Source organism: Flavobacterium sp., from assembly GCF_027484205.1.
GTDB lineage: Bacteria > Bacteroidota > Bacteroidia > Flavobacteriales > Flavobacteriaceae > Flavobacterium.
This window is the reverse complement of the sequence record NZ_JAIXUB010000013.1, coordinates 124,141-150,746: the sequence shown is the minus strand read 5'-3', so window position 1 is coordinate 150,746 and position 26,606 is coordinate 124,141. Positions and strand designations below refer to the sequence as shown.

The following is a 26,606-nucleotide window of genomic DNA, read 5'->3' as shown; positions in this document are numbered from 1 at the left end:
CAGTTTGCAGATAACTGAATACTGAATACTGAGTACTGAACACTAAATAAAATGAACAAATCCACTTTAGTATTAATAATTTTGTCAGTTATCATAGCTGGTGGTTTGTCGTATTTTCAATATTTTTATAAAGCTAAGAGTAAGTCTAATACGACGAAACTTTTGGCTTTTTTGCGTTTTATGTCTGTTTTTGGATTATTGCTATTATTGATAAATCCAATTGTTAGTAGAAAAACTTTTGAAACTGTAAAAACTCCTTTACCAATCGTAGTTGATAATTCGAGTTCGATTGTAGATTTGAAAGCGAATCAAGTTACTAAAGATCTTTTTGAAAAGTTAAATTCCAATTCTAAACTGAAGGATAAATTTGATGTTCAGACCTATAGTTTTGACTCTGAATTTCAACCTATTGAATCTTCTGATGAGTTGAATTTTAAAGGAAGTCAAACCAATATTGATGAAGTAGCAAAAAATATTAAAAGCATCAATAAAAATATGTCTTTTCCAACGATTTTACTATCGGATGGAAATCAAACTTCAGGTTCGGATTATGTTTTTAGTTTTGATGCAAACAATAAAGTTTATCCTTTGGCTGTTGGTGATACAACCACTTATTTAGATTTAAAAATCAGTCAAATAAATGTCAATAAGTATGCTTTTCATAAGAATAAATTTCCTGTGGAAGTATTTCTTCAATATGCTGGAACGAAATCCGTAACTGCAAATTTTGCTATTTCTCAAGGAAATAATGTTTTGAATAAGCAAAGTGTTTCATTTTCACCTTCCAATAAATCGGCGGTTTTAAATATTTTATTACCAGCAGATAAAACAGGTTTGCAGATTTTTAATGCCCGAATTTCTTCAAATGAATCTGAAAAAAACACCTATAATAATGCTAAGAAATTTGCCGTAGAAATTATAGATCAAAAAACAGAAATTGCTATAATCTCATCTTTAAATCATCCCGATATTGGTGCTTTAAAACGCGGAATTGAAACTAATGCACAACGTAAAGTAAATATTCTTAAACCAAATCAAATCAGCGACTTAAATAAGTACAATGTTTTGGTTTATTATCAACCAACAGCGGAGTTCAAACAAGTTTTTGAAGCTAATAAAAAATTGAATATAAATTCTTGGACCATAACTGGAAATAATACTGATTTTAATTATTTAGCCCAGCAACAAAACAACTTTGGTTTCAAAATGAGTAATCAAAAAGAAGATTATTTGTCTGATTTTAATGCTGATTTTAATCTTTTTGCCATTGATAATATTGGTTTTGAAAATTTCCCACCATTAGAAAATTCATTTGGTTCTATTGAAGCATTGTCTAGTAATTCGGTATTGTTGTCTTCTCGAATTAGAAATGTTGAAACCGGTCAACCACTGTTGTCTTTTGGAGATAATCAAGGAAAGCGAAATGCCTATTTATTTGGAGAAAACATCTGGAAATGGCGAGCTCATAGTTTTGTTGAGAAAAAATCATTTGATGAATTTGATGTTTTTTTAGATAAAATAATACAATTTTTGGCTTCAAATGATTCCAGAAAATCATTAATTGTAAATCATGAACGTTTTTATAATTCGGGTGATGCTCTAGAAATAACGGCACAATATTTCAACAAGAACTATGAGTTTGACGAGAAAGCACGTTTGACAATTGCAGTTACAAATTCTAAAACAAAACAAGTGAAACGTTACGATTTGTTAAAAACAAACAATAGTTTTAAAGTTAATCTTGATGGCTTGCCTGCAGGACAATATTCCTTTACAGTGAAAGAGTTAAATTCAAATGCTAGTTATTCAAGTACTTTTGAAATAATAGATTTTGATATTGAAAAACAGTTTGTTAATCCTGATATGGCTAAGTTAAAGCAATTAGCTTTGCAAACAAAAGGAGCTGTTTTTGTTCCAAATCAAGTAGATAATTTGATTAAAATATTACTTGAAAATGAAGATTACAAAGCCATTCAAAAGGATATTGTTAAAAAAACTCCTTTCATTGATTGGGTTTGGTTACTCGTTTTGATTGCACTTTCTCTTGCCGCAGAATGGTTCATTCGAAAATACAACGGTTTATTGTAACTATTTATCTAGCTTTTTATCCTTTAAAAGTTTTGCAGTTGTTTGATAGTAGGAAATTGTCTCATTGATTAAATCAGCTCTTTGATTCTGCATCAATTTTTCATCATACATTACTTGAAAATTCTGATCTTGTTTTCCTTTTGGCTTCAAAATCATCTGAAACTGTTTTGCTTTTTTTCCTGGAGATAGAACGGTAAGCACATTGTCTTTAATCAATCCTAAATCTTGATAGGTTGCTATCAATGCTCGAGGTTTATAATCTGATTGAAAAACATCTTGACCATAAAACTTACTTTCATAGCTAAAATTTAATAATCCAAAAAGAGTAGGCATTACATCAATTTGTGACATCAAAGTGTTGCATTCTGATGGTTTTATAAATTCAGGAGAATAAATCATACATGGAATTCTATATTTATTAATAGGCAATTCTGTTTTTCCAGAACTCGATGCGCAATGATCAGCAAGAATTACAAAAACAGTATTTTTAAACCAAGATTGTTTTTCTGCCATTTTAAAAAATTGTTTTAATGCATAATCGGTATATTTTACACCACCTTTTCTTGATTTACTATTACTAGGAATATCAATTTTCCCTTCAGGATAAGTAAAAGGACGATGGTTACTTACAGACATTATATGATTGAAAAATGGCTTTCCTAATTTAGATTCTTCATTCATGAGTGTTATGGCTTTTTTATACATATCTTCATCACAAACACCCCAAATATTTGAAAAGCTTACTTCTGATGGTTTGAATAATTTCTTATCAAAAATTTCATAGTCATTACCTCCAAAAAAATCTTGCATATTATCAAAATATGCATCGCCACCATAAAGAAATTTGACACTATAGTTTCTGTTTTTGAAAAGACTTCCTGTTGTAAATTTATTTTTATTGTCTTTTCTTTTAACTACGCTTTCACCAGCCATTGGAGGCAAACAAAGTGTTACAGATTCTAATCCACGAACTGTTCTATTTCCTACAGCATATAAATTTGTAAACTGTAAACTCTTATGTGCCAATGAATCAAGAAAAGGAGTTAATTTTTTTTCATTTCCGTATTCCTCTAAAAATTCAGCACTTAAACTTTCAACAGTAATTAAAACAACATTTTTATGAATTTCTGTACTATCATTTTTAATGGTTCTTAAAATAGAATTGGTATTTATATTCGGAATTTGATTCTTTAATATTGCAAATGCCTCTTCATCAGATAATGATTTGTAGAATTTGTCATATTCTAATTCACTATTCATAAACGCCAAATAAAATTTATGAATTCCATTAGCTTGAAGCTCGTTAGCAAAAACATTTTCAGAGTTTTGTTGTTTTGCTAAAAATGGAATTGCAATTAATGAGATTGTAAATGCTACTGAGTAAACGGCAAGATTTTTGATTTTAACTACAAAGTTTGGTAAATTTTGAAGATAGTTTTTTGTATTTTTTGCAATGTAAAATGTTGAAACAATACTTATTAAACCTATCACAGAAAACAAAGGAATTACAGGATAAGATTCCATAATATTTCCAATAACAGTATTGGTATAAATTAAATAATCAACGGCTATGAAGTTATATCTTACACCAAATTCATTCCAAAAAAAGAACTCACTAACGGCATTTTGTATGATTACTAAAACATAAATAAAAATGGTTATAACAAACAAGATGTATCGAATTTTACTTCTGTATTTTGGTATAAATAAAAGTAATCCAAATAGAAATGTTTTAATTCCAATAAAAATTAATCCTACTTGGGGTAATGATCCACCATATTCGGTAAGAATTGATTTTCCCGATAAAATGTAGAGAAAAAGGAAGAGATACAAACCAAAAATTATGTAACCGTATGGTTTTAAATATTTTGAATCGGAAAGAAAAATCAAGTATAAAAATAGAAATAAACTGCCAATTATGAAAATGAATACGTCTGAGAGAAATCCAAAAGAAAATATTTTAAAACTCTCAAATAAACTAAAATGACTTTGCGTTATTGGGTGAAGCATTAATACTATTCTCAATATAAAATTGATTAGTAGTGAAAATAGTAGCAATAAAATGAAGGGTGATTTTTTATTAAATAATGGCATTATCTTTTTTATTTACAAATTAAACTAAATTGGTTTAAAATTAATTTAAGATTGACTTAAACCTAACTTAAGAATTACTTAAATTAAGAATGACTTAAAATAAATTAAGAATGTTGTAGTTTTTAAATTAAGTAATACTTTTACCTGAAAATTAATTAGGGTAAATTCGAACTAAATTGTTTTTATCTAAAATTAAATAAATACTTATGAAAAAAATTGGAGTTTTACTATTTTTATTGATTAGTTCAGTTGGTTTTTCACAAAATTGGAAAACATCTTTTGAAGAAGCAAAACAAGAAGCAAATAAAGAAAATAAAAAAATACTTTTAGTTTTTTCAGGTTCAGATTGGTGTGCGCCTTGTATGAAACTTGAAAAAAATGTTTGGAAATCGGATGCGTTTAAAAAAGTAGCCGAGGAAAAATATGTTTTAATTAAAGCAGACTATCCAAAAAAGAAAGCTAATCAATTATCTGCAGAATTAACTGAAAGTAATAATAAGTTAGCAGAAAAGTACAATAAAGAAGGAAATTTTCCTTTAGTTGTCATGTTAGATAAAAACGGAAAAGTGCAAGGAATGACAGGTTTTAAAAACATTTCTGCTGAAGAATATATCAAATTGTTAGCTACTTTAGAAAAATAATGAAGCAAGTTGTATCTATTTTATTGTTATTGTTTTCCATAGCTTCTTTTGGACAAATCATTCACAAGCGAAAATTAGCAATGCTTGGAAGTCCATTTGAAATTACTGTGGTTGCAAAAGATACTGTTCAAGGAAATGAATACATTGATTTAGCTGTTAACGAAGTAAAAAGAATTGAAAATTTAATTTCTGATTGGATTCCAACAACTCAAGTTTCTGAAATAAATAAAAATGCAGGAATAAAAGAAGTAAAAGTTGATGAGGAAGTTTTTGATTTATTACAACGTTCTGTAAAAATTTCAAAACTAACCAATGGAGCTTTTGATATTTCGTATGCCTCAATGGATAAAATATGGAAGTTTGATGGTAGTATGAAAGAAATGCCAACGGACGAATCAATAAAAAAATCTGTTGAGAAAATTGGGTATAAAAACATCATTTTTGATGAAAAGGAAAAAACAGTTTTTCTAAAACTACAAGGAATGAAACTTGGTCTTGGTGGTATTGGTCAAGGCTATATTGCAGATAAAGTAAAAGCTCTTTTACAAAGTAAAGGATGCAAGTCTGGATTAGTTAACGTTTCGGGCGATATTAATACTTGGGGAAAACAACCTGACGGAAAATTATGGACTGTTGGAATTGTAAATCCAATGAATAAAAATAAAGTTTTTGCCACTTTTCCTCTCGAAGATAGTGCTGTGGAAACTTCAGGAAGTTATGAAAAATACGTAACATTTAATGGAATACGATATTCACACATTATCGATCCACGAACTGGTTATCCTGCAACAGGAATTGTAAGTGTTTCTGTTTTTGCAAAACAAACTGAAATCGCAGATGCTTTAGCAACAGGTATTTTTGTTTTAGGAATCGAAGTTGGAATAGATTTAGTCAATCAAATGAAAGGAATACAGTGTATTATTGTAGATGACAAAGGAAAAATACACACATCAAAAGGAATAGATATTAAAAAATATAATACCACAAAAAAATGAATAAGAAACTAATATTTGCAATGATTTCAGTTTTAATTTTACAATCTTGTACTTCTGTAAAAGAATATGAGAAATCAAAAATTAATGATCCTGATATGAAATTATCTGCAAGAACAGCAGAAAGATACGAAACAACTTTTCAAGTATATAGAGAAGCTGCAGCTGGAGCAAACGGCGGAAAATCTGGTGGAGGTTGTGGTTGTAATTAATTTGAAGGATTAAAAAAATATATTATAAAATACGTTATACAATTAAAAATGCGATACAGAATAATTTTATTGTTTTTAATATTAACTAATTTAGCTTTTTCTCAGGAAAAAGATACTACAGTTGTATTTAAAAAAAGAGTTTTAGAAAGCACTGAAGTAGATTTTTTAGCAAGTTATTATAAGCAAGATGGAATTCATTCGTCTGTTTCAGGCGGAATGGGTTCTGAGAATTTAACTGACGCAGCTTCAAATATTACCATTGCAATGCCAATGAATGATGACGATGTTTTGACAGTTGATTTTGGTTTATCGGCTTACACATCAGCATCTTCCAGTAATATAAATCCATTTAACGCAAGTGGTGCATCTGGTGGCGGTGATGATGATGATGACGATGACAGAGCAGCAGCAACTTCACCTTATGGAACTCCATGGCAAGCATCATCTGGAGCTTCTGCACAAGACGTTTTAGCTTCTGTATTAGTTAATTATAGTCATAGCAGTGATGACCGAAATTTTATTTGGAATGCTGATGTTTCATTCTCAAATGAGTATGATTATACTTCCATTGGTTTTGGTGGTGGAATTGTGAAATTAATTAACGATAAAAACACGGAATTCAGTTTAAAAGCTAATGCTTATTTAGATCAATGGCGACCAATTTATCCAACAGAGTTACACGAATATGATAGATATGGTACTAATTTTTTAAATCAAGGTTATTTTAGTGGAATTACGGTTTTAGATCAATCAGGAAACGCAAGTACAAGTTATTTACCGTCAGCATTTGAATCTGTAAAATCGGTTAATAGAAATTCTTATTCAGCTTCTTTTGGATATTCACAAGTGGTAAATAAAAGAATGCAATTTTCTTTGTTTTTTGATTTACTTCAACAAGATGGTTTGTTATCAACGCCTTATCATAGAATTTATTTTGCAGATAAAGCAAACTATTATATTGGTCAGCCAGAATATATAAATAACTATGAAAGTCAAAGCAACGTTGGTGTATATAAACTTGCAGACGATATTGAACGTTTACCAAATACAAGATTCAAATTACCAATAGGAGCAAGGTTAAATTATTATGTAAATGAATATTTAAAAATTAGAACATATTACCGTTTTTATTCTGATAATTGGGATATTCAATCGCATACAGCTAGTTTAGAACTTCCAATAAAAGTATCTGAAAGATTCACTGTAACTCCGTTATATCGTTATTACACGCAAACGCAATCAAAATATTTTGCACCATACGAAACTCATTTGTCAACAGAAAAATACTATACTTCTGACTATGATTTATCAACATTTGACGCACATCAATATGGTTTAGGCGTTACTTATACAGATATTTTTATGGGTTCAAAAATATGGAAATTTGGAATCAAAAATGTTGATTTTAGATTCAATCATTATGATAGAAGTGATGGTTTAAGCGCAAATATTGTAACTGTTGGATTGAAATTTGTAATGCAATAAAAATGAAAATCTTAATTATTGAAGACGAAGTAGGAATTTCTAACTTTCTAAAACAAGGTTTGGAAGAAGAAGGTTATGAAATTGCACTTGCCTTCAACGGGAATGATGGATTATTGCTAGCACAAACTAACAATTTCGACTTAATTCTTTTAGATTGGATGTTGCCAAAACTTACAGGAATTGAAGTTTGCAAAGCTATTCGTGAAAAAAATAAATCTATTCCAATTCTTTTTTTAACTGCAAAAGATACTGTTCAAGAAACTATTGAAGGTTTAAAATCTGGTGCTAATGATTATATCAAAAAACCATTTTCTTTTGAAGAACTTCTTGAAAGAATAAAAATTCATTTTAGAGAAACTACTGATAATGAAATATTAACTTTATCAGATATCGAAATTAATTTAACAAAACATCAAATATTTAAGGATGCTAAAGAAGTATCTTTTACACAAAGAGAGTTTGAATTATTAGTATATTTGATAAAAAACAAAGGTAAAGTTTGTACCCGAAACCAAATCATTGAAGATGTTTGGGATATTCATTTTGAATATGATACAGGTGTAATTGATGTTTTTATGAATGCCATCAGAAAAAAACTTAATCTTTCTAAAGAAGATGAATGTATCAAAACAATTCGTGGCGTTGGGTATATTGCTAATTAATTTTTGTTAAATAATGCTGAACTTTTCTTTCAAAAACAGAATTGCTTTCAACTATATAATCAGTACAGCATTATTAGTTGCAATAGTTTTTCTTGTTATTTATCAAGTTGTTTTTTATAGCGTTTCCATTCATATTGATGATGAAATTAAGGTAGAATTAGATAAACATTTAGATGATGTTAAAATTGATAACAATGATACTTATCTAATTCAAGTTGATCAATGGCGCGCAAGGGAACATAATTCAATTAATGTAAACCCAGTTTTTGTTCAATTTTATGATAATAACAAAAAGTTAATTGATAAATCGCCTAATCTAAAAAGTTCCAATCTAATTCTGTCTGATGATTCTTTTAATAATGATTATATAAATTCTTATTTAAATGATATTCCAATTAGGCAAATCCAAACTCCTATTTTAAATAATAATAAAGTCGTTGGTTATGTAGTTTTGGCAATGTCACTTGATGATTTTGAAATAATTGATATACTTAAAAATATACTTTTTTTAACGTATCCTATTATCTTAATTATCCTATTTTTCATCGCTCGTTTTTTTGCAGGTAGAAGCATCAAACCCGTAACTTCAATTATTGAAACTTCGAGTAAAATAACAAAAGATAATCTTAAATCAAGAATACTTCTTCCTAATAATAAAGATGAACTATATACTCTTTCTAAAACTATTAACGATTTATTAGATAGAATTGAAGATGCCATTGAAAGAGAAAAACAGTTTACATCTGATGCATCTCATGAATTACGAACACCATTAGCAGTTATTAAAGGAACTCTTGAAGTGTTGATTCGTAAACCACGTGAAAAACAAGAATATGAAGATAAAATTAACTTTTGTGTTTCAGAAGTTGATCGTTTAAATTCACTCGTCGATGAACTACTTTTATTGGCACGATTTGAAAATCAAAAACAAAATAATAAAATTGAAAATGTTTATTTGAACGAATTAATTTTAGAAAGTTTATCGAGGTATTCTGATAAAATCAAAAAGAACGACATTGTAGTTTCAACTAATTTTAATAAAGATTTTTATGTTCAATCAGATTACTATTTGGTTTCAATTATTATAAGTAATCTAATTTCAAATTCGGTCAAATATTCAAAAAATGGAGGTCAAATAATTATTGATTTAGATAGTAATAAAAATGCTACCCATTTAACAATTTCAGATAATGGAATTGGAATTCCAGAAAACAACTTAAGTAAGATATTTAATTCTTTTTACAGATCAGATAATTCTAAAAATCCCGAAATTAAAGGAACTGGTTTGGGCTTATCCATAGTAAAAAGATTATGCGATTTATTGAATATCGAAATCCAAATTTCAAGCCAAGAAAATATTGGAACAACAATTATTTTAAGCATTACTTAAACTATTGTTAAGTACATCTTAAGCAAAATTTTCCTTCAATATAATAGATTTGTTAAGTGAAAGTAAAACATTATTTTATAAATAGTTTTACCTTCTATAAAAAACAAATAAACTCTCAGTTTAGCTATCTTTATAATCTATTAAAGTCAGTTATTCAACAACTTAGTTTTAAAAAAAATGATGAAATCTAAAAAAGAAACCAATATAACCATAGATAATTATCTGGACAGTCATTATATTCATAGAAGTAATTGGTTGCGCGCTGCTGTTTTGGGAGCAAACGATGGAATAATATCCATTTCTAGTCTTGCCATTGGAGTTGCCGCTGCGAGTGCAACAAGAGAGCCAATTGTTTTAGCAACTGTTGCCGGACTTGTCGCTGGAGCATTGTCAATGGCTGCAGGCGAATATGTATCGGTTAGTTCACAAACAGATACTGAAAAAGCAGATATTGAAAGAGAAATAAAAGAACTAGCAGAAATGCCTGAAGAAGAGTTGAAAATATTAGCTAAAATATATGAAAAAAGAGGTCTGAAAAAAGAAACCGCAATGCAAGTAGCTATCGAATTAACAGAAAAAGATGCTTTAGCAGCTCATATTAGAGATGAATTAGGAATAAATGAAATAAGCCAAGCAAATCCAATACAAGCTGCCATTTCATCTGGTGCTGCATTTACTGTTGGAGGCATTTTACCGTTATTTGTTATTCTTTTTGCTCCAATAAAAAATATGGAATATTGGTTGTATGCCTTCACAATTGTTTTCCTAATTGTATTAGGAAGTATTGCGGCTAAAACTGGTGGTTCAAGTATAAAAAAAGCGATTTTGCGAATAACAATTTGGGGAACAATTGCAATGGTTTTATCTGCTTTAGTAGGATATATCTTTGGAGTTAGAGTATAAATTTTAGTATATAAAAAAAATAATTATGTAATTTATATATACTGTTTTATAACATTGCACTTTTCAAAAAGACTATCTTTAATCTAACCAATAAAAATAAATATAAACATTAAAAATTTTAAATTATGAACGACGCACATTTGCACATGGTAGTAAACCACTTTCCGATTATTGGGATAATTCTTGGTTTTGGGGTATTGATTGCAGGAATGTTTTTTAAAAACAATTCGGTTAAAAATACAGCTTATTGTTTGTTTATTGTTGGAGCAATATTTGCTTTTGCGAGCATGGCTACAGGAGAAGGAGCAGAGGAAATGGTAGAAGACATGCCTTCTGTTGGAAAACAAATTATTCATGAACACGAAGAAATGGCCGAAAAATTAGCTATTGTTCTTTACATTTTAGGTTTGGCTTCAATTGCTGGATTATATACTAATATTAAAAACCATGCTCAAGCCAAATTAGTTTCATTTTTAGCATTAACCATTGCTGCTGTTGGAATTTTTCTAGGAAAACAAACAGGAACATCTGGTGGAGAAGTTCGCCATACAGAAATTAGAGCAAATACTCCTGCAACGACAAATGGTGAAAATGCAAATACTCAAGGAGCTGAAGAAGGCGACAATGATTGATTAATTTGATTGTTTTTCTTTAAAAACCGCTTTATTAGTCGTGATAAAGCGGTTTTTTATTTAGCTTTGAATCAAATTTTATAAAATGAAAAAAATCCTTTTCATAGATCGTGACGGAACAATTGTAAATGAAGCAAAAGCACCCGATTATGTTTTAGATACCTTTGAGGAATTAGAATTTTATCCCGAAGTATTTCGTTATTTAGGAAAAATTGTTCGTAAATTAAATTACGAAATTATCATGGTTACTAATCAAGATGGATTAGGAACTAAAGCGTTACCAACAGAAGTTTTTTGGAACATTCATAACAAAATTATGAAAGCTTTTGAAAATGAAGGTATAGTTTTTAGTAAAGTATTTATTGATGATTCTTATCCAGAAGATAAAAAAGATACCCGAAAACCAGGAATTGGAATGGTAACGGAATATGTTAATAATCCAAATTACGATTTGAAAAATTCTTTCATGATTGGTGATCGATTGACGGATATGGAATTTGCTAAAAATCTTGGAGCAAAAGGAATTTTCATCAACAATGACGAAGCATTAGGAGCAACCGAAATCAATTCTAAAAGAGAAGAATTAGATAAATATATTTCTTTACAAACAACGAGTTGGAAAGAAATATATAAATTTTTAAAACAAGTTTGATTTAAGATGTTGTAACTTCAAATAATAAAACTTGACTTTTTAAACGTTCAATCAACATATTCATCATTCTTTTATTAAGATTGGAAGAATTTTTTGTGTAGTCTGTATATTCTTGAACGGTAAACAACCCAATAACCATTCCTTTCAATGAGTTTCTAAATTTAATATCACGTTGAATGGTATTTTCAATATAAACTAATTTTTTTTCAGGTGAAAGCGTAAAGAAAACACCTTTTTGTTTTATGGCGTGATTAGTAAAAACTTCTATAAACAAATCATTTTGAAGTTTCAAAATAGGGCGAAGGGTTTTATTTTGAAATAATTCTTCGGCAGACGATTGCTCATTGACAGTACCAATTGTGTTACCACGCAATTCTAATAATAAAATATCTCTTGGTTCCATTTTTTATTTAAAGTTATAAAAAAACCTCTGTTGAAAAACAGAGGTTTAATATATTTATTAAGAATCAATTGTTAATTATTCTTTTACTTTAAAAGTAACTCTTCTAACTAATTTTCTAGCACCATCAGATTCTTTATCAACTGAAGTATCTTCACCAACAGGAACAACATTTATTCTATTTGCTTCAATTCCCGATTTTACTAAAATTGTTTTAACTGCTTCTGCACGTGCTTTAGCAAGAGCTTTGTTTTTTTCTGTCGAACCTATTTCGTCAGCATGACCATAAACTTCTACAGTTGCTTTTGGATTATTTCTTAAGTAAGTTCTAATAAAGTCAATTCCTTCAGTTGAAACATTTGTAGGTTGAGATTTTCCTGTATCAAAATAAGTTGATACGTAACCTTCATTTACTAAACGTTTTACTGCATCAGCATTAGATTTTTCTGAAGTTTCTTTTGACGTTGTGTTTACATATCTTTCTAATTCATCTGGAACACCATTTCTATTTTGATCAACCATTTTACCTCTAGAATCTACTGCAACTCCTGCAACTGAATTATTTTCTTGATCTAAATAATCAGCAATTCCGTCTTTATCAGTATCATTCATTAAAGTTTCTACATCACCAATTCTTTTTTGTAATGAATCAATCTCTTCTCTCAAATCTTCACTTGCTTTATCAACAACAACCCAATCTCCATGAATATCGTTTTTCCCAAAAGAATATGATAAACCTAAATTTAAAGAGGACAATTTTCCATTTAAATTATTGCTATCATCTGAGTAAGTTCCATCCCAATTAAAATGTTGTCTGTAACTGGTTTGAAAAGATACATCTAACATAACTGAAAGTTTTTTACCAATTCTGTATTGAGGTGTCACTCCAATTACAACTCCACCGTTATATTCCGTTTTTCCATAGTTATGATCGTTCTCAACTATATTTTTAGTTTTAGAAGTCATCTGATCTATTTTGATTCCACCATGAAATAACAATCCAAAACGTTTGATATAATCTTGCATACCTAACAGTTTGCTACCATTAACATATCCTTGAACCGATAAACCAATTTGATTCATTTGAAAAGGTAAACTCTCAGTACCTTTGACATTTTCAATTTGATCATAATTAATTGCTGCTTTGAATCCAAAAGTAGGACTCACCATATATCGTGCACCTAAAGTAATACTATTTGGAATAAAATTAACAAAAGAGCCATTTGGTTTTCCAGAAAAATAACCTTTATAATAAGGTGTAATTCCTTTAGCTTGACCTACTGTAGCTTCTATTGTCCATTTGTTAAAATCTGTACTCTTTTGTGCATTAGTAGAAATGACAGAAAATAAAAGAACAGATAATAATGTAATATTTTTCATATTTTTTATAATAAATTTATCTTATAAACAGCTTGCAAATATAGTGATTTGCACTAAATTACCAATATTTTTATCGACAAAATGCACTATGTAGTAATAATATTACTTTTAAAATATTGGCTATTTAAAGTTGTAAAATTTAATTAACTGTATTGAAATCCTTAAATTTGTATTTCAAAATTATTCATAAATGAGATTTCATACTAGAAAATGGGTAAAACCAGAAGACTTAAATCCAAACAGTACTTTATTTGGAGGTAGATTATTGGCTTGGATTGATGAAGAAATAGCTTTATACGCGATAGTTCAATTGGAAAGCCCTAGAATTGTTACCAAACACATGTCGGAAATCAACTTTAGAAGTTCGGCGAAACAAGGTGATATTGTTGAAATAGGTATTGATGTAGTAAAATTTGGAACCACTTCATTAACATTAATGTGCGAAGTGAGAAATATGATGACTAAAGAAACCATTATTACAATTGATACCATAACCATGGTTAGCGTTGGTTTAGATGGAAAACCTCAAGCTCATGGTAAAACTAAAATTGAATTTGTAGAAGATCGACTGAAAAAATAATTATTCTTCTAAAGTCATTCTGTCGGTTGGCATTTCGTAAATTTCTAAATCAAAATACGCAATTGATGCAATGATATGATCGAAAATATCAGCCATGATGTATTCATATTCTACAAATCTTTGATCTTTAGAAAAAACATAAATCTCTAAAGGCATTCCATGTGGTGTAGGCTGCAACTGACGACAAAGCAGAATCATATTCTTATTGATTCCTGGATAATATTCTAAATAAGTGGTAATGTATTTTCGAAATAATCCAAAATTAGTCATGTTTCTACCATTGATAGACAATGATTTATCTACATTATAGGTTTTATTGTATTTATTGATTTCCTCTTGACGCGAATCAATATAACTTGAAACCAATTGAATTCTTCTCATTTTTTCCAAATCTTCATCGGTTAAAAAACGAATACTTTTCGCTTTTACCAAAATGTGTCTTTTGATTCGTCTTCCATCAGAATCTAACATTCCTCTCCAATTTCTAAAAGAATCAGAAATCAAACTATAAGTAGGAATTGTCGTTGTTGTATTGTCAAAATTCCGAACTTTTACAGTTGCCAAATTGATTTCAATAACATCACCATCAGCACCATATTTATCAAATGTAATCCAATCGCCAATGCGAACCATATCATTTAAAGACACCTGAACACTAGCTACAAATCCTAAAATTGTATCTCTAAAAATTAAGATGATAATTGCAGAAATTGCTCCTAAAGTTCCTAACAAAGCACTTGTTGTAATATCAAAAATCCTTGAAATAATTACTCCAACACCAACAATCCAAAGGATTATCATAATTACTTGAATGTAACTATCAATTGGTTTATCGCTATATTTTGGTTGATCTTTTAAATAGTCACGAATGGCTTTTAAAACACTTCGTACAATCCAAAGTGATAATAAAATAATGTAAATTCCAACTAATTTTCCGAAAACGGTTTCCCAATAAACATAATCCTCAAGAATTACAGGAACCGATTTGTATATGAACAAAAAAGGAATGAGATGAGCAATATATTTGGCAGTTTGATTAGAAACCAATAAGTCGTCAAAATGTGTTTTAGTTTTTTTTGCAACCAAAACCATTACTGTTACTAACACTAAACGAAAAACAACATAAATTAAGTAGGCTAAAACGCATAAAATAATTATGTTTAAAGTCAAGCTTAAATAGGAAGCAACAGTATCTCCAAAACTCATTTTACGGAGCAAATGATACAACCAACCAAATATTTTCTCTAGAGTATTATGCATTTTTTAAATACTTTTTTTCAATATAAAAAGTACCAAATGGAGGTATAGACGCCAAACAAATCTCAATATATTTTCTGGCTTCCCATTTTTCAGAGAATTTAAGATATGTGGCAACAATAATATATAAAGTAAACAATACACCATGAGCCATTCCAATATGTTTTACATAAATCGGATCTCCAAAAATATATTTCATTGGCATGGCAAAGAAAAAAAGAAGAAGTGCAGATATTCCTTCTATTAGGGCTAGTTTTTTAAAAAATTTCAACATCGATTTTTAATTTGGTTTACAAAATTAAGCATATCATTATTTAAAAACCTACAAACTAAGTTACTTTTGCAATAATTTAGCATTTAATATGAGCAAACGCGATTTAAAAAAGTACTTATCCGATTTGAATAAAGAGCAATTGGAAGAGCAATTGATAGCACTTTACGACAAATTTAAAGACGTAAAGGTCTATTATGACTTCGTATTTAATCCAAATGAGAGAAATTTGGTTAAAGATGCCAAACTCAAAATCTCTAACGAATATTATCCTATTCGAGGTAAAAAACCAAAAATGCGTCGTTCTACAGCACAAAAATTCATCAAGCATTTTATTTCACTTGGTGTAGATCCTTTTATAATTGTGGATGTTATGCTTTATAATATTGAAATTGCACAAACATTATCATCTGAAAGACAAATTAATCAAGAAGCTTTTTATAAAAGTATGCTCAATTCCTTTGAACAAGCCATAAGTTTTATGATTGAGAAAGGAATTTTAGACGAGTTTAAAAGTAGAGTAGTGGCTATCAAAGAAGAAAGTATCAAGCAAAATTGGATGAATAAATATGAATTCAATGCCATTGTTGAACGATTTGATTATTAAATTTATTTGCCACAGATTCACCGATTTTCTTTTTAATCTATCTCAAAGCGAAGCAACTTTTTTTTTCAAAACTATATAATCTAAGTTTCTACATCGTTAAATCTATTAAAATTATATTTTTTTTAGATATTTCAAAAAACATAGCGATCAAACTCTTTTTTAGATGTATTTTTGCAAAATTGTAAAAATCGCTATGCCAAAAAAAGATATTCTTGCCGAAATTGAAGACAAAAAGGAACTGTATGGTTACCAGAAAGGCGATATTGACAAAATTTTTGAGCGATTAGATAACGCGCCACACAATTATCATTTACTTTATCAATTGCCTACAGGTGGCGGAAAAACAGTAATATTTTCTGAAATTACACGACGTTACTTGGAACAACACAAAAAGAAAGTTGTTGTTCTTACGCATCGTATAGAACTTTGTAAGCAAACATCAAAAATGCTAAAAACGTTTGATGTCAAAAATAAAATAATCAATAGTGCCATAAAAGAGCTACCAGATCAAGAAGAATATTCATGTTTTGTAGCCATGATTGAGACGTTGAAAAATCGCCTTAATGATGAAAAATTAGAAATACAAGATGTTGGTTTAGTGATAATTGATGAAGCTCACTTCAACTCATTTAGGAAGTTATTTAGCGCTTTTGAAAATGCTTTTATTCTTGGAGTAACCGCAACGCCATTGAGTTCAAACATCAAACTTCCTATGTATGAAAATTATAGCGAATTGATTGTTGGAGATACCATTCAAAACCTTATAGACAAAGGATTCTTAGCAAAAGCAACTACTTACAGTTATGATGTTGGATTAACATCTCTAAAAGTTGGAATTAATGGCGATTATACAGTGAAATCTTCTGATGATTTGTACAGTAATATGGTCATGCAAGAAAAATTATTGCATGCTTATACAGAAAAAGCACTCGGAAAGAAAACCTTGATATTCAACAACGGAATCAATACTTCATTACATGTGTATGAAAGTTTTAGACATGCCGGATATAATATCAGACATCTTGACAATACTACAACAGCCGAAGACAGAAAAGACATTTTACATTGGTTTAAGAAAACTCCAGATGCTATTTTAACTTCTGTTGGAATTTTAACCACAGGATTTGATGAACCAACAGTTGAAACCATTATTTTAAATCGGGCAACAAAATCGTTAACGCTTTATTTTCAGATGATTGGACGTGGTTCAAGACGTTTGCCAAATAAAGATAGTTTTAATGTTATTGATTTAGGAAACAATGCATTACGTTTTGGTTTATGGAATAATCCAGTAGATTGGCAGCATATTTTTAAATCGCCAGAATATTATTTAGAAAGTTTGCGCGACGATGCCGAAATTGAAAGTAATTTTAAATATGTAATGCCTGAAGAATTGCGTAAGAAATTTTCAAAATCAATTGATATTTCTATGGATATTCACGAAGAATTCAAATTCACGGTTAAAAATAATTTGAAAGCTAAAACGATTATTGAAAAATCTTTGGAACAACATGCAACAATGTGTGTCGAAAATACGGAAGAATTAATTGATGCCAGAAAACTTTCTAAAGAATTAAACGACGATATTGAATATCGAATAAAACAATATTGTATTTGTTTAGGAAACGTTACTAAAAATTATCGCAGTTGGTTGATAGAAGATTATACACAAAAACTCACCATTGCAATTGGACGATTATTCCGTATAAAAGTCATGTCAGAGCTTTAAAACACTGAATTTATCACATATTGATAAATTTATCTATTTGCACTATAATTTATATTATGTAAAATATAGTTTTTCAAAAGCACTACACCGTTTTGTAATAATCCTTTTAAATATAGTTTTAAAACTACAAAAAACGTTTACAATACAATCTATATCTTTATTACATTTGTATCTGAATTCTTTTTTCTATTTTTATAAAAATAACTTTCTATGAGTAATGCCATTTCACAACGTGTCGCAGATTTTTTAAAAGAATACGAACCATTTAGTTTTCTTCCTTATGAAGATTTGATTACTATTGCTAATACCATTCGTGTTATTAATTTAGAAAAACATAAATCGTTGTTTCAAATCAATGACAAGCTACACGATAGTTTTTATCTAGTTGCTTCGGGAATTATTCATTTAACCGTAATTTCTGATGCTGAAGAAACGTTATTAAATAAATGTTATGCTGGTGATATTTTTGGTTTACGTCCGTTTTTTGCCAAAAATAACTACCAAATGACTGCAAAAGCTCGTGAAGAAAGTATTGTTTACGCCATTCCTATTGAAACTTTCAAACCGTTTGTAGCCCAAAATCAAGAAGTTTTAAATTTTTTATTGGAAAGTTTTGCTGCAAATACAAAAAATTCTTCCGAAAATCAAAACCATGGCTTGGTTTCAGATAATGTTGGATTTACTGATAATCAATCAGATATGTTGTATTTCCAATCACTGAATTACAATAAATTTCCTTTAAAAATTGCTGTAGAAACCATTATCAAAGATGCTGCTAATTTAGTGACAGAAAACTATGTTGATAGCGCTATCATTACCGATCAAAATTACCCTATTGGTATTGTAACCGACAAAGATTTTCGCTCAAAAGTAGCTTCTGGTCGCGTTCCAATGTCGCATACTATTGATAAAATTATGGCTTCGCCTGTGATTTCGGTTACTGAAAATATTTCGGTTGCAGAAGCACAATTGGTGATGTTGAAATATGGTGTCACGCACCTTTGTGTTACTCATGACGGAACAGACAAATCGGAAGTTAAAGGAATTATTTCTGAACACGATTTGGTTGTGGCTCAAGCCAATAATCCTGGAGTTTTATTAAAAGAAATCAAACGTTCTCAAACTTCTAAAGAATTAAAAACCGTTAGAGATAAATTGACCGATATTATTCAATCGTCTCTAAATAAGAACATTCCGTTAACGCATGTAAATAGTATTGCTGGTGAAATCACACTTTCAATAATAAAACGTGCTGTCGAATTATCAATATTAGATTTAGGTTCACCTCCAGCCCGATTTGCTTATTTGTGCATTGGAAGTCAAGGTAGAAAAGAACAACTTTTATACTCTGATCAAGATAGTATTTTAGTTTTTGAAGATGTTGCAGCCGAGAAATATCGTGATGTAAAAGATTACTTTATTAAGTTGTCTAAAAAGACTACGGCGACTTTAGAAAAAGTAGGTTATCCTTTATGTCCACAAGGTCACGTTTCAAGTAATATGCTTTGGTGTAAGTCATTGACTGATTGGTCAAAACAATACAGCAGTTGGATGAATACTCCAGGTGAAAATACTAGTGAAATTAGTAGTGTGTTTTTCGATTATGAAATGGCTTTTGGTGACCAAAAAATAGAAGATGCTATTACGGAAGTCATTTTTAAAAATGCTAAAAACAACGTATTATTTTACGATTATTTAGGTAATGATGCTTTGAAGAAACCTACTCCACTCAACTTTTTCAAAAAATTCAATCTTGAGGAAGAAGGCGAAAACAAAGGAAAGTTTGATATAAAAACCCGTGCTTTAATGCCTTTAATTGATGGCGCACGATTGCTGATTTTAAGTAATGGAATTAAAGGAATAAACAGTACTTATTTAAGATACAAACAATTAGCAATGATTGATCCTAAGTTTTCTGAAGTGTATTTGAATTGTGCAGAAGCTTTTTTAACGCTTTCTAAGTTCAGAACATTAGAAGGTTTAAAAAACGATAATTCTGGACAATTTATAAATCTTGATGAAATCAACAAAGTCGATAAGGAAAAACTAAAAAATGCCTTTGCGCCTATGCGTGAACTTGAAGAATTAATAAAAGATCGTTTTCAACTTACACAATTTTCATAATTATGCTCGATTGGCTGAAAAACATAACTAAAGAATCGCCTGAATTTTGGAAGAATTATCAAGCAAAATTTGATAAAAAATCCAATAGATTCGTGGCTTTAAGTGTAGAAACTTCTGGATTGAATCCAAGTAAAGATGTTATTTTATCTTTTGGTGCAATTGCTGTTGTAAACGATAATATCATTATTGGTGATACTTTTGAAGTAGCCATTCCGCAATATAAATATTTGCACGATAACGGAATTACTAATGACTTTTTGTTGGAAAGTAGTATGCCAAAACTTGCCGAACCTGCTGCTATTGAAAGTTTTATCAATTATATTGGAAACGCAACTTTGGTTGGACATCGCATTCATTTTGATGTAGAAATGATTAATGAAGTTTTGGATAAGTTATCTTGCGGACGATTAAAAAACGAAGCGCTTGATGTCGAAGTTATGTATAAAAAATTGCACGATATTAACGATAAAAACTTTTCACTTGATGAGTTGAGTTCGCTTTTTAAAATTACAAAAACCGAGCGTATTTCCACTACTGACGATGCTTTTACCATTGCCTTGTTGTTTCTAAAACTAAAAAGTCGTTTAGGTATAAAATAATAATTTATATAAAATTGAAAATTCTGTTTAAATACTATTTAAACATATGGAAACATAGAAAAAATACAACATTAAAAGTGATTTGCTTTATATAGGTTTCGTAGTCTATGTGAAAAAATAAATTTCTATTATGTTCTAAATTAATTAAAAAAAAAACTATGTATCTATGCGTTTAAAATTAAAATTACTGAAATTATTAATAGTAACTATTTCAACAACTTCTTTTTCGCAAAATGCTATGAATACAGATTGGGCCAACTTAAAAAAGTATGAAAAAGAAAACCAAAGCCTTACTCCTTCTTCAAAAAGAGTTGTTTTTATGGGTGATTCCATTACGGAATTTTGGAAATCAAACGACAGTACTTTTTTTAGTGCTAACGAATTTATAAACAGAGGAATTAGCGGACAAACAACGCCTCAAATGTTGTTGCGATTTCGTCAAGATGTCATTGATTTGAAACCTTCAAAAGTGGTTATTTTAGCCGGAATTAATGACATTGCCGAAAACACTGGACCAATTACGATTCAGCAAATTATGGACAATATTATTTCCATGACCGAATTAGCACAAACTCATAAAATTAAGGTCATTCTTTGCTCTGTACTTCCTGCGAATGCTTTTTATTGGAATCCAAAATTACAACCTGCGTACAAAGTCATTGAACTGAACGAAATGATTGAAACGTATGCCAAAAAACACAACATTGCCTACGTTGATTATTATGCTTCCATGGTGGACGACAACAAAGGTTTGCAAAAAAAATATGGCGAAGATGGCGTACATCCTAATGTAGCAGGTTATAAAAAAATGGAAGCACTACTTCTACCCTTTTTGAAAGATTAAAAATGAAACGCTTACTCAATTTAGGATTGTTAATCGCATTCCAATTTTGTTACTTAGAATGGCCTAACCATTCGATGTATGTTTTTGAAGCAGAAAAAGAAATTTTTACCAAAACCGAAAATTGGATAAGCAACTTCACACATCCTATTATTTTATTAGGATTAGCAACCCAAATGATATTACTTTTTGGAGCTCTTCTACCAAAAATAAACAGAAAACTCAATACTTTAGCTGTACTGCTTTTAGGGTTTTTAGTATTGTTCTTTGCTATCGTTGGCATTCTTAGTTCAAATTTTAAAATCATTTTTTCTACTTTACCGTTTTTGGTTTTAGCGGTCATTTATTTTGTGAAAGCGAAGAAAAAAATCAGTATTTCTACGTAGTTTTTGTTTGTAGGAATTGGTTACATTTGGAAAGATTTATTTTACATGAAGTTTTGTTTTTTGGTGACTCTGTATGATGAATCGTAGATATACAATTGTTACCAGTAATTTTACCTAAAAAAAACTTGAAAAATGCCTAGACCACAATTTATAGAATTAATAAATCAAATAAAAAAACAAGGAAAGTCAGAAACTATGACTATAAGAAATTTTATTTGGTTATTTGATTGTTACGAAAAAAGAACAAGTGGAAATGTTTGGCGCATAAATAATTTTCTTCATAATGAGAAAATGATGGTAGTTCCTAATTATCAAAATGGTTGGATAGATGAAATGATTGAATTAAAAGAAATGGATAAAGCCAAAATTAAAAATGGAAAGGTAGCTGACGAAAATGAAGAAGAAAAATTTGATCCAATTAATCGACTATCTGTTCTAAAAGCAGCTGCTCAAACTCCATTATCTATTACAAAAGAAAGTAATTTAGAAAAGGCATATCATTTAATGTGGAAAAATGATTATTCACAATTACCAGTTATGAATGATGAAAGAGCAATTTTAGGAATAATTAGTTGGCAATCCATAGCAAAAGGTTTAATTGCTAAAAAAAAATCTAATTTAGTAAAAGACTTTATGACAAATGATTATAAAGTTTTACCAGAAGACACTCCATTATTTGATGCAATAAAAGAAGTCATTAAAACCGAAATGATTTTTGTTTTAAGTAAAGACAAAAAAATACTTGGTCCTGTTACACCATTTGATTTAAACGAAGAGTTTCTTGAACAAATTGAACCATACATATTATTAGAACAGATTGAAAATTTTATTCGTTTAATACTAAACGACAAAATTATTCACGATGATATTTTGAAACTATTAACTGTTCAAGATTCGACAAGAAAAATTGATTCAATTAGTGATATGACATTTGGCGAATATTTACGTGTTATTGAAAATAACGAAATGTGGACTTTATTAGGCTTACCTTTTGTAAAATCAGATTTCGTAAATGAATTAGAAGAAATTAGAAAAATAAGAAATGGAGTTATGCATTTTCATCCTGATAAAATTTCAGATGTTGAATTAAAAAAATTGAGATGTATGTCAGTTTTTCTAATGGATTTCTTGAAAAATTGTTAAATTAAATTAACAGTCGTTTTGCAAGATTTTGAATTTTGTAGTAAATACAAGTTTATTTCTCGCGAGAAATTTTATCTTTGATAGAAAATAATCGGTTCCAAAGTTCGCAACCTCGCCAAGCGCCGGAACGTTTGTAGCAATTTTTTGAAAACCGTGCTAAAATTCAAGATTCTCAATAATAATCTAATAAACTACATTTGAATGTTTAATGAGACAGTAATAGAATTGGATAAAAAAACGACATTAAATTTTATCAATATTGAGTATTATTCAGAGGATGTTTTGAAAGTAATCAAAAAAGATATTTGTAAAATTTGGAATGGAGATAATGAAGAAGATGATTTTCCAACTGTTAAAATTGAATTACAAGATTGGTTTAAAAATAAAAAAGATGATAGATTGATTTACGGATTTGTTTCAGAATTTATTTGTCATCTTTACTTAAGAAATAAAAATCATGAACAACATTTTTTATTTAGGAATTTAGAAGAAAAAGGTCCAAAAAAAGGTTTTGATGGACTTTATCTAAATGAAAATGAATTTTGGATTTATGAGAGTAAATCAACTTTGCCAAATACTTTGTCAAATCACAATGAAAATATTAGTTTATCTTACAATGATGTAAAGAAAAAAATTGAAGGAGAAAACACTACGAACAATCCATGGAAAAATGCAATTATTCATGCAAATAATTATTCTATTAATCGCAACAAGAGTTTAGTTGAGAACATAAAATCATATTCTAAAGATTATGTAAATAAAGTATATCACAATATTTCGAATTTTAATATTATTCCAAGTTCTACAATATATATGTATGATAAATGGGAATTAATTGATGTAGATGATTTAAAAAAAAAAATTGAATTATTAGTCAAGAAATACAATGCAAGAAAAATTAATGTCATTTGTATTAATAAAAAAAGTATTGAAGATTTTTTAAAATTTATAAATGAATAGAAAAGATCAAAATCGAGAAAAACTCCAGTTATCAAATCTAAAAAAAGATAAATTTTTTCAAGCGACATTTCAAAAACTAAATCTTGAAAACAAGGATTTTGATGATTCCGAAAAAGAGTACTTACTTTCTTGTGCAATTATACTTTTTAAATTTTATGAAAATGACAAACGATATAAAACTTATTTTAAGCTTGGTTATTATATAATTTTAAAATATTCAATTTTATTTAATGATTATAAACCATTATATGATATTTGTTTGCAAATTGGATTTTACCCAATATCAAGTTACATTTTAAAAAATAAATTAATTGAATTTGAAGAAAACAATTTTGCAGACTTATATTTAAATAAAATAATAGATAATAATTATAAATCATCCGAAAACTACATTGAATCCCTTGAACAAAACAAATCAGTAAAATCAATATTACAGAATAATTACTCAAAAAACATTGCATATATTGCTCCTACATCTTATGGTAAAAGTTCACTAATTAAAGATTACATCAAAAAATTTGAGTATTCAAGAATCGGAATAATTGTTCCAACAAAATCACTGTTACTTCAAACTTATAATGATATAAAAAAATTAAATTTATCATATAAATTAATTCTTCATGATGAGATGTATCAAGGTGAAACAAAATTTATTGGTATATTAACTCAGGAAAGAGCTACAAGAATCTTAAATAATAATGAAAAAGCTTTCTTTGATATTATATTTATTGATGAAGCACATAAAATACTTGAAAGAGATTCAAGAAGTTATATACTCTCCAGATTAATTCAATTAAATTTTTTCAAAAATCAAAAACAAAAAATTATTTATTTATCTCCATTAATAGATGAAACTGATAATTTAAAGATTAAAACTATTGATGAAACAACTGTCTATACAAGAAAAATAAATTATGATTTAAAGGCTTCTGAAGTTTACTTATATCATAAATTTAAAAGCTTTCTTTATGATAAATTTACACATAAATATATTGACTTAAATATTAAAACTAATTTTTATGACTATATAATCAAAAATTCAAAGAGCAAGAATTTCATTTATCATCATAAACCAAAAAAAATTCAAGAATTATCTTTGGGTTTATTCAAGAATGAAAAACCAATAAAAAATGAAAAGATATTAAATGTAATTAATACACTAAGAAAAGAAGTTCATAATTCATTTTATGCAGTTGAATTGTTAGAAAAAGGAATAGTTTATATTCATGCTAAAATTCCAAATATTATAAAAGAGTATTTAGAATTTCAATTTAAAACAATTGCTGAAATTAAATATATTATTGCAAATCAAGTAATACTTGAAGGCATTAACTTACCTATTGAAACCATTTTCATTACATCTTCAAGGGCAAATGAAATGAAAGGAAAAGAATTGATAAATCTCATTGGTAGAGTTAACAGATTGAATTATGTTTTTAACAGCAATAATTTAAATCAACTAATTTCAAAAATTCATTTCTTAAATAGTGAACCATTTCAAGGAGCTAGAGATATTAGAAAAACAATTGAATTATTAAGAAATCAAAGCTTTGAAGATAAAATTGAAAACCCATTAATTGAAAATTATGAAATTGAAAAACTAAAATTAAGTGAAGCGAGAAAAGAAAAACATGAAAAAGAAGATACAATTATTATTTCATCTTCTGAATTTATTTTAATTAAACCATCAAATAGGAAAGACTTTTTAAAAAAGTACTTTATTGAAAACTCAATAGATGACTTTTTCTATGATTTAGAAGTTGCCTGTGAAAATATTATTAAAAATATTGATGTTTTTAAGTTTGAATTTTCAATTAAAGTAGTAGATATTATAAATAATATACTCATCAAGAACAATGTAGAGAATATTAGAGATTTTGAAGTTGAACGTCTAAAAAACGATAAAGCAACAAATTATTATAACTATTTTTTAGAAATAACACAAAAGCAAGCTTTGAATGAACGCATAAATTCAACTTTCAAATATTTTAAAGAAAAAGCGAATTCTAATGATCCCTTTTTATTTATTGGAGAAACTTATGGTGACGAGATTAGAATTTCTGAAAAATATAAAAACAACAAATATAATAGAGAAGTTTATATAAACCTTTCAAATAAAAAAGATAAAGAATTAATAAATTTAGCAATTGTAAAATTAAAAATAGAAGAAGATTTTGTGAGTTTTAAATTAAATAAGTTAATCATTTTCTTATATGATTTTGATATAATATCTGAGGAATATTATTTATTATATATTTATGGAACCACTGAAAAAAAATTAATAGATTTAGTTAGGTTTGGTTTAAGCATAAACTTAATAAAACAAATAAATGAAGATGGAGAAATGAAAAATCTTTATCTTGACAAAAATGGTAACCTTAATGCAAAAAAAGAGTTTAATAACTATTTAGAAAATCAATCAGAATTATTTAAGTTTGAGATAAGGAAATATCTAAATTAAAACTGCTATCAAGAACCGTTTAACGAAATTGCTAGGCTTATTATTTATCCGTAATGGTTATTGTTGAATCAAAGCTTTGTCTATATTTGTAATTGTCAGTGAATGAAGTTCGCAACT

At 28.3% G+C, this 26,606-nt stretch carries 25 protein-coding genes; 19 read left to right on the top strand and 6 right to left on the bottom strand.

Annotation, left to right across the window (positions count from 1 at the left end; all coding sequences use genetic code 11):
• The first annotated feature begins 51 nt into the window (after nucleotides 1–51).
• A complete protein-coding gene (locus tag Q0049_RS04870) occupies nucleotides 52–2,088 on the top strand; it encodes a hypothetical protein (protein ID WP_298117170.1) in 2,037 nt (678 codons plus the stop codon).
• Here Q0049_RS04870 and Q0049_RS04865 read toward each other — a convergent pair whose 3' ends face one another.
• Nucleotides 2,089–4,182, bottom strand: a complete 2,094-nt coding sequence (locus Q0049_RS04865; protein ID WP_298117168.1) for an LTA synthase family protein — start codon at nucleotides 4,180–4,182, stop codon at nucleotides 2,089–2,091.
• Nucleotides 4,183–4,388: 206 nt separating this feature from the next.
• Between Q0049_RS04865 and Q0049_RS04860 the strand changes: the two genes are divergently transcribed.
• The 9 genes from Q0049_RS04860 (at nucleotide 4,389) to hisB (ending at nucleotide 11,751) form a co-directional block, all read left to right on the top strand.
• Nucleotides 4,389–4,823 carry a thioredoxin family protein gene (locus Q0049_RS04860; RefSeq protein ID WP_298117167.1) on the top strand — a complete coding sequence of 145 codons (435 nt, stop codon included), beginning with the start codon at nucleotides 4,389–4,391 and terminating at the stop codon, nucleotides 4,821–4,823.
• Nucleotides 4,823–5,818, top strand: coding sequence for an FAD:protein FMN transferase (locus Q0049_RS04855; RefSeq protein WP_298117165.1), 996 nt, complete (start codon nucleotides 4,823–4,825; stop codon nucleotides 5,816–5,818). The genes Q0049_RS04860 and Q0049_RS04855 overlap by 1 nt, the downstream gene beginning before the upstream one ends.
• Nucleotides 5,815–6,027 carry a DUF4266 domain-containing protein gene (locus Q0049_RS04850; RefSeq protein WP_298117162.1) on the top strand — a complete coding sequence of 71 codons (213 nt, stop codon included), beginning with the start codon at nucleotides 5,815–5,817 and terminating at the stop codon, nucleotides 6,025–6,027. The genes Q0049_RS04855 and Q0049_RS04850 overlap by 4 nt, the downstream gene beginning before the upstream one ends.
• A 48-nt stretch (nucleotides 6,028–6,075) precedes the next feature.
• Nucleotides 6,076–7,512 (top strand): DUF3570 domain-containing protein, encoded by a 1,437-nt coding sequence (locus tag Q0049_RS04845; RefSeq protein WP_298117160.1) that lies wholly within the window; start codon nucleotides 6,076–6,078, stop codon nucleotides 7,510–7,512.
• 2 nt (nucleotides 7,513–7,514) lie between these two features.
• The gene (locus Q0049_RS04840; RefSeq protein ID WP_298117158.1) at nucleotides 7,515–8,174 is read left to right on the top strand and encodes a response regulator transcription factor; all 660 of its coding nucleotides are present in this window, start codon (nucleotides 7,515–7,517) and stop codon (nucleotides 8,172–8,174) included.
• A 13-nt stretch (nucleotides 8,175–8,187) separates the two neighbouring features.
• The gene (locus tag Q0049_RS04835; protein ID WP_298117156.1) at nucleotides 8,188–9,564 is read left to right on the top strand and encodes a HAMP domain-containing sensor histidine kinase; all 1,377 of its coding nucleotides are present in this window, start codon (nucleotides 8,188–8,190) and stop codon (nucleotides 9,562–9,564) included.
• 180 nt (nucleotides 9,565–9,744) lie between these two features.
• Nucleotides 9,745–10,467: a VIT family protein gene (locus tag Q0049_RS04830; protein WP_298117607.1), complete on the top strand. Its 723-nt coding sequence runs from the start codon at nucleotides 9,745–9,747 to the stop codon at nucleotides 10,465–10,467.
• Nucleotides 10,468–10,592: 125 nt separating this feature from the next.
• Nucleotides 10,593–11,099, top strand: coding sequence for a DUF2231 domain-containing protein (locus tag Q0049_RS04825; RefSeq protein WP_298117155.1), 507 nt, complete (start codon nucleotides 10,593–10,595; stop codon nucleotides 11,097–11,099).
• 85 nt (nucleotides 11,100–11,184) lie between these two features.
• Nucleotides 11,185–11,751, top strand: coding sequence for a histidinol-phosphatase (hisB, locus tag Q0049_RS04820; RefSeq protein WP_298117153.1), 567 nt, complete (start codon nucleotides 11,185–11,187; stop codon nucleotides 11,749–11,751).
• 1 nt (nucleotide 11,752) lies between these two features.
• On the opposite strand, the gene Q0049_RS04815 is transcribed toward hisB, so the two are convergent.
• Nucleotides 11,753–12,154, bottom strand: a complete 402-nt coding sequence (locus Q0049_RS04815) for a glyoxalase (RefSeq protein WP_298117151.1) — start codon at nucleotides 12,152–12,154, stop codon at nucleotides 11,753–11,755.
• Between the two features lie 75 nt (nucleotides 12,155–12,229).
• The gene (locus tag Q0049_RS04810; RefSeq protein WP_298117148.1) at nucleotides 12,230–13,531 is read right to left on the bottom strand and encodes an OmpA family protein; all 1,302 of its coding nucleotides are present in this window, start codon (nucleotides 13,529–13,531) and stop codon (nucleotides 12,230–12,232) included.
• Nucleotides 13,532–13,721: 190 nt separating this feature from the next.
• On the opposite strand from Q0049_RS04810, the gene Q0049_RS04805 reads away from it, so the two are divergent.
• Entirely contained in the window at nucleotides 13,722–14,111 is a 390-nt protein-coding gene (locus tag Q0049_RS04805; RefSeq protein WP_298117146.1) for a hotdog domain-containing protein, read from the top strand.
• Here Q0049_RS04805 and Q0049_RS04800 read toward each other — a convergent pair whose 3' ends face one another.
• Complete coding sequence (locus tag Q0049_RS04800) at nucleotides 14,112–15,371, bottom strand: mechanosensitive ion channel domain-containing protein (RefSeq protein WP_298117144.1); 1,260 nt, start codon at nucleotides 15,369–15,371, stop codon at nucleotides 14,112–14,114.
• Entirely contained in the window at nucleotides 15,364–15,642 is a 279-nt protein-coding gene (locus tag Q0049_RS04795; protein WP_298117142.1) for a DUF3817 domain-containing protein, read from the bottom strand. Before Q0049_RS04795 ends, Q0049_RS04800 begins: the two co-directional genes overlap by 8 nt.
• 88 nt (nucleotides 15,643–15,730) lie before the next feature.
• On the opposite strand from Q0049_RS04795, the gene Q0049_RS04790 reads away from it, so the two are divergent.
• From Q0049_RS04790 to Q0049_RS04770, 5 genes are all read left to right on the top strand, one after another.
• Nucleotides 15,731–16,246, top strand: coding sequence for a DUF6155 family protein (locus Q0049_RS04790; protein WP_298117140.1), 516 nt, complete (start codon nucleotides 15,731–15,733; stop codon nucleotides 16,244–16,246).
• Between the two features lie 193 nt (nucleotides 16,247–16,439).
• Nucleotides 16,440–17,975: a DEAD/DEAH box helicase family protein gene (locus tag Q0049_RS04785; RefSeq protein WP_298117138.1), complete on the top strand. Its 1,536-nt coding sequence runs from the start codon at nucleotides 16,440–16,442 to the stop codon at nucleotides 17,973–17,975.
• A gap of 210 nt (nucleotides 17,976–18,185) precedes the next feature.
• Nucleotides 18,186–20,099, top strand: coding sequence for a DUF294 nucleotidyltransferase-like domain-containing protein (locus tag Q0049_RS04780; protein WP_298117136.1), 1,914 nt, complete (start codon nucleotides 18,186–18,188; stop codon nucleotides 20,097–20,099).
• Between the two features lie 2 nt (nucleotides 20,100–20,101).
• A complete protein-coding gene (locus Q0049_RS04775) occupies nucleotides 20,102–20,698 on the top strand; it encodes a PolC-type DNA polymerase III (protein WP_298117134.1) in 597 nt (198 codons plus the stop codon).
• 166 nt (nucleotides 20,699–20,864) lie between these two features.
• Nucleotides 20,865–21,542, top strand: a complete 678-nt coding sequence (locus Q0049_RS04770) for an SGNH/GDSL hydrolase family protein (protein ID WP_298117132.1) — start codon at nucleotides 20,865–20,867, stop codon at nucleotides 21,540–21,542.
• Between the two features lie 49 nt (nucleotides 21,543–21,591).
• On the opposite strand, the gene Q0049_RS04765 is transcribed toward Q0049_RS04770, so the two are convergent.
• Nucleotides 21,592–21,882, bottom strand: a complete 291-nt coding sequence (locus Q0049_RS04765) for a hypothetical protein (RefSeq protein ID WP_298117130.1) — start codon at nucleotides 21,880–21,882, stop codon at nucleotides 21,592–21,594.
• 175 nt (nucleotides 21,883–22,057) lie between these two features.
• Here Q0049_RS04765 and Q0049_RS04760 point away from each other — a divergent pair, with 175 nt between their 5' ends.
• The 3 genes from Q0049_RS04760 (at nucleotide 22,058) to Q0049_RS04750 (ending at nucleotide 26,489) form a co-directional block, all read left to right on the top strand.
• The gene (locus Q0049_RS04760; RefSeq protein WP_298117128.1) at nucleotides 22,058–23,068 is read left to right on the top strand and encodes a CBS domain-containing protein; all 1,011 of its coding nucleotides are present in this window, start codon (nucleotides 22,058–22,060) and stop codon (nucleotides 23,066–23,068) included.
• A gap of 201 nt (nucleotides 23,069–23,269) precedes the next feature.
• Complete coding sequence (locus Q0049_RS04755; RefSeq protein ID WP_298117126.1) at nucleotides 23,270–24,028, top strand: hypothetical protein; 759 nt, start codon at nucleotides 23,270–23,272, stop codon at nucleotides 24,026–24,028.
• On the top strand, nucleotides 24,021–26,489 hold the full coding sequence (locus Q0049_RS04750) for a DEAD/DEAH box helicase (RefSeq protein ID WP_298117124.1): 2,469 nt from the start codon (nucleotides 24,021–24,023) through the stop codon (nucleotides 26,487–26,489). Before Q0049_RS04755 ends, Q0049_RS04750 begins: the two co-directional genes overlap by 8 nt.
• Nucleotides 26,490–26,606 lie beyond the last annotated feature (117 nt).

Bases quoted from the DNA above. Each gene is read 5' to 3' on its own strand.
- Q0049_RS04870 (WP_298117170.1), top strand. From the start codon at position 52: ATGAACAAATCCACTTTAGTATTAATAATTTTGTCAGTTATCATAGCT.
- Q0049_RS04865 (WP_298117168.1), bottom strand. From the start codon at position 4,182: ATGCCATTATTTAATAAAAAATCACCCTTCATTTTATTGCTACTATTT.
- Q0049_RS04860 (WP_298117167.1), top strand. From the start codon at position 4,389: ATGAAAAAAATTGGAGTTTTACTATTTTTATTGATTAGTTCAGTTGGT.
- Q0049_RS04855 (WP_298117165.1), top strand. From the start codon at position 4,823: ATGAAGCAAGTTGTATCTATTTTATTGTTATTGTTTTCCATAGCTTCT.
- Q0049_RS04850 (WP_298117162.1), top strand. From the start codon at position 5,815: ATGAATAAGAAACTAATATTTGCAATGATTTCAGTTTTAATTTTACAA.
- Q0049_RS04845 (WP_298117160.1), top strand. From the start codon at position 6,076: ATGCGATACAGAATAATTTTATTGTTTTTAATATTAACTAATTTAGCT.
- Q0049_RS04840 (WP_298117158.1), top strand. From the start codon at position 7,515: ATGAAAATCTTAATTATTGAAGACGAAGTAGGAATTTCTAACTTTCTA.
- Q0049_RS04835 (WP_298117156.1), top strand. From the start codon at position 8,188: ATGCTGAACTTTTCTTTCAAAAACAGAATTGCTTTCAACTATATAATC.
- Q0049_RS04830 (WP_298117607.1), top strand. From the start codon at position 9,745: ATGAAATCTAAAAAAGAAACCAATATAACCATAGATAATTATCTGGAC.
- Q0049_RS04825 (WP_298117155.1), top strand. From the start codon at position 10,593: ATGAACGACGCACATTTGCACATGGTAGTAAACCACTTTCCGATTATT.
- hisB (WP_298117153.1), top strand. From the start codon at position 11,185: ATGAAAAAAATCCTTTTCATAGATCGTGACGGAACAATTGTAAATGAA.
- Q0049_RS04815 (WP_298117151.1), bottom strand. From the start codon at position 12,154: ATGGAACCAAGAGATATTTTATTATTAGAATTGCGTGGTAACACAATT.
- Q0049_RS04810 (WP_298117148.1), bottom strand. From the start codon at position 13,531: ATGAAAAATATTACATTATTATCTGTTCTTTTATTTTCTGTCATTTCT.
- Q0049_RS04805 (WP_298117146.1), top strand. From the start codon at position 13,722: ATGAGATTTCATACTAGAAAATGGGTAAAACCAGAAGACTTAAATCCA.
- Q0049_RS04800 (WP_298117144.1), bottom strand. From the start codon at position 15,371: ATGCATAATACTCTAGAGAAAATATTTGGTTGGTTGTATCATTTGCTC.
- Q0049_RS04795 (WP_298117142.1), bottom strand. From the start codon at position 15,642: ATGTTGAAATTTTTTAAAAAACTAGCCCTAATAGAAGGAATATCTGCA.
- Q0049_RS04790 (WP_298117140.1), top strand. From the start codon at position 15,731: ATGAGCAAACGCGATTTAAAAAAGTACTTATCCGATTTGAATAAAGAG.
- Q0049_RS04785 (WP_298117138.1), top strand. From the start codon at position 16,440: ATGCCAAAAAAAGATATTCTTGCCGAAATTGAAGACAAAAAGGAACTG.
- Q0049_RS04780 (WP_298117136.1), top strand. From the start codon at position 18,186: ATGAGTAATGCCATTTCACAACGTGTCGCAGATTTTTTAAAAGAATAC.
- Q0049_RS04775 (WP_298117134.1), top strand. From the start codon at position 20,102: ATGCTCGATTGGCTGAAAAACATAACTAAAGAATCGCCTGAATTTTGG.
- Q0049_RS04770 (WP_298117132.1), top strand. From the start codon at position 20,865: ATGCGTTTAAAATTAAAATTACTGAAATTATTAATAGTAACTATTTCA.
- Q0049_RS04765 (WP_298117130.1), bottom strand. From the start codon at position 21,882: ATGACCGCTAAAACCAAAAACGGTAAAGTAGAAAAAATGATTTTAAAA.
- Q0049_RS04760 (WP_298117128.1), top strand. From the start codon at position 22,058: ATGCCTAGACCACAATTTATAGAATTAATAAATCAAATAAAAAAACAA.
- Q0049_RS04755 (WP_298117126.1), top strand. From the start codon at position 23,270: ATGTTTAATGAGACAGTAATAGAATTGGATAAAAAAACGACATTAAAT.
- Q0049_RS04750 (WP_298117124.1), top strand. From the start codon at position 24,021: ATGAATAGAAAAGATCAAAATCGAGAAAAACTCCAGTTATCAAATCTA.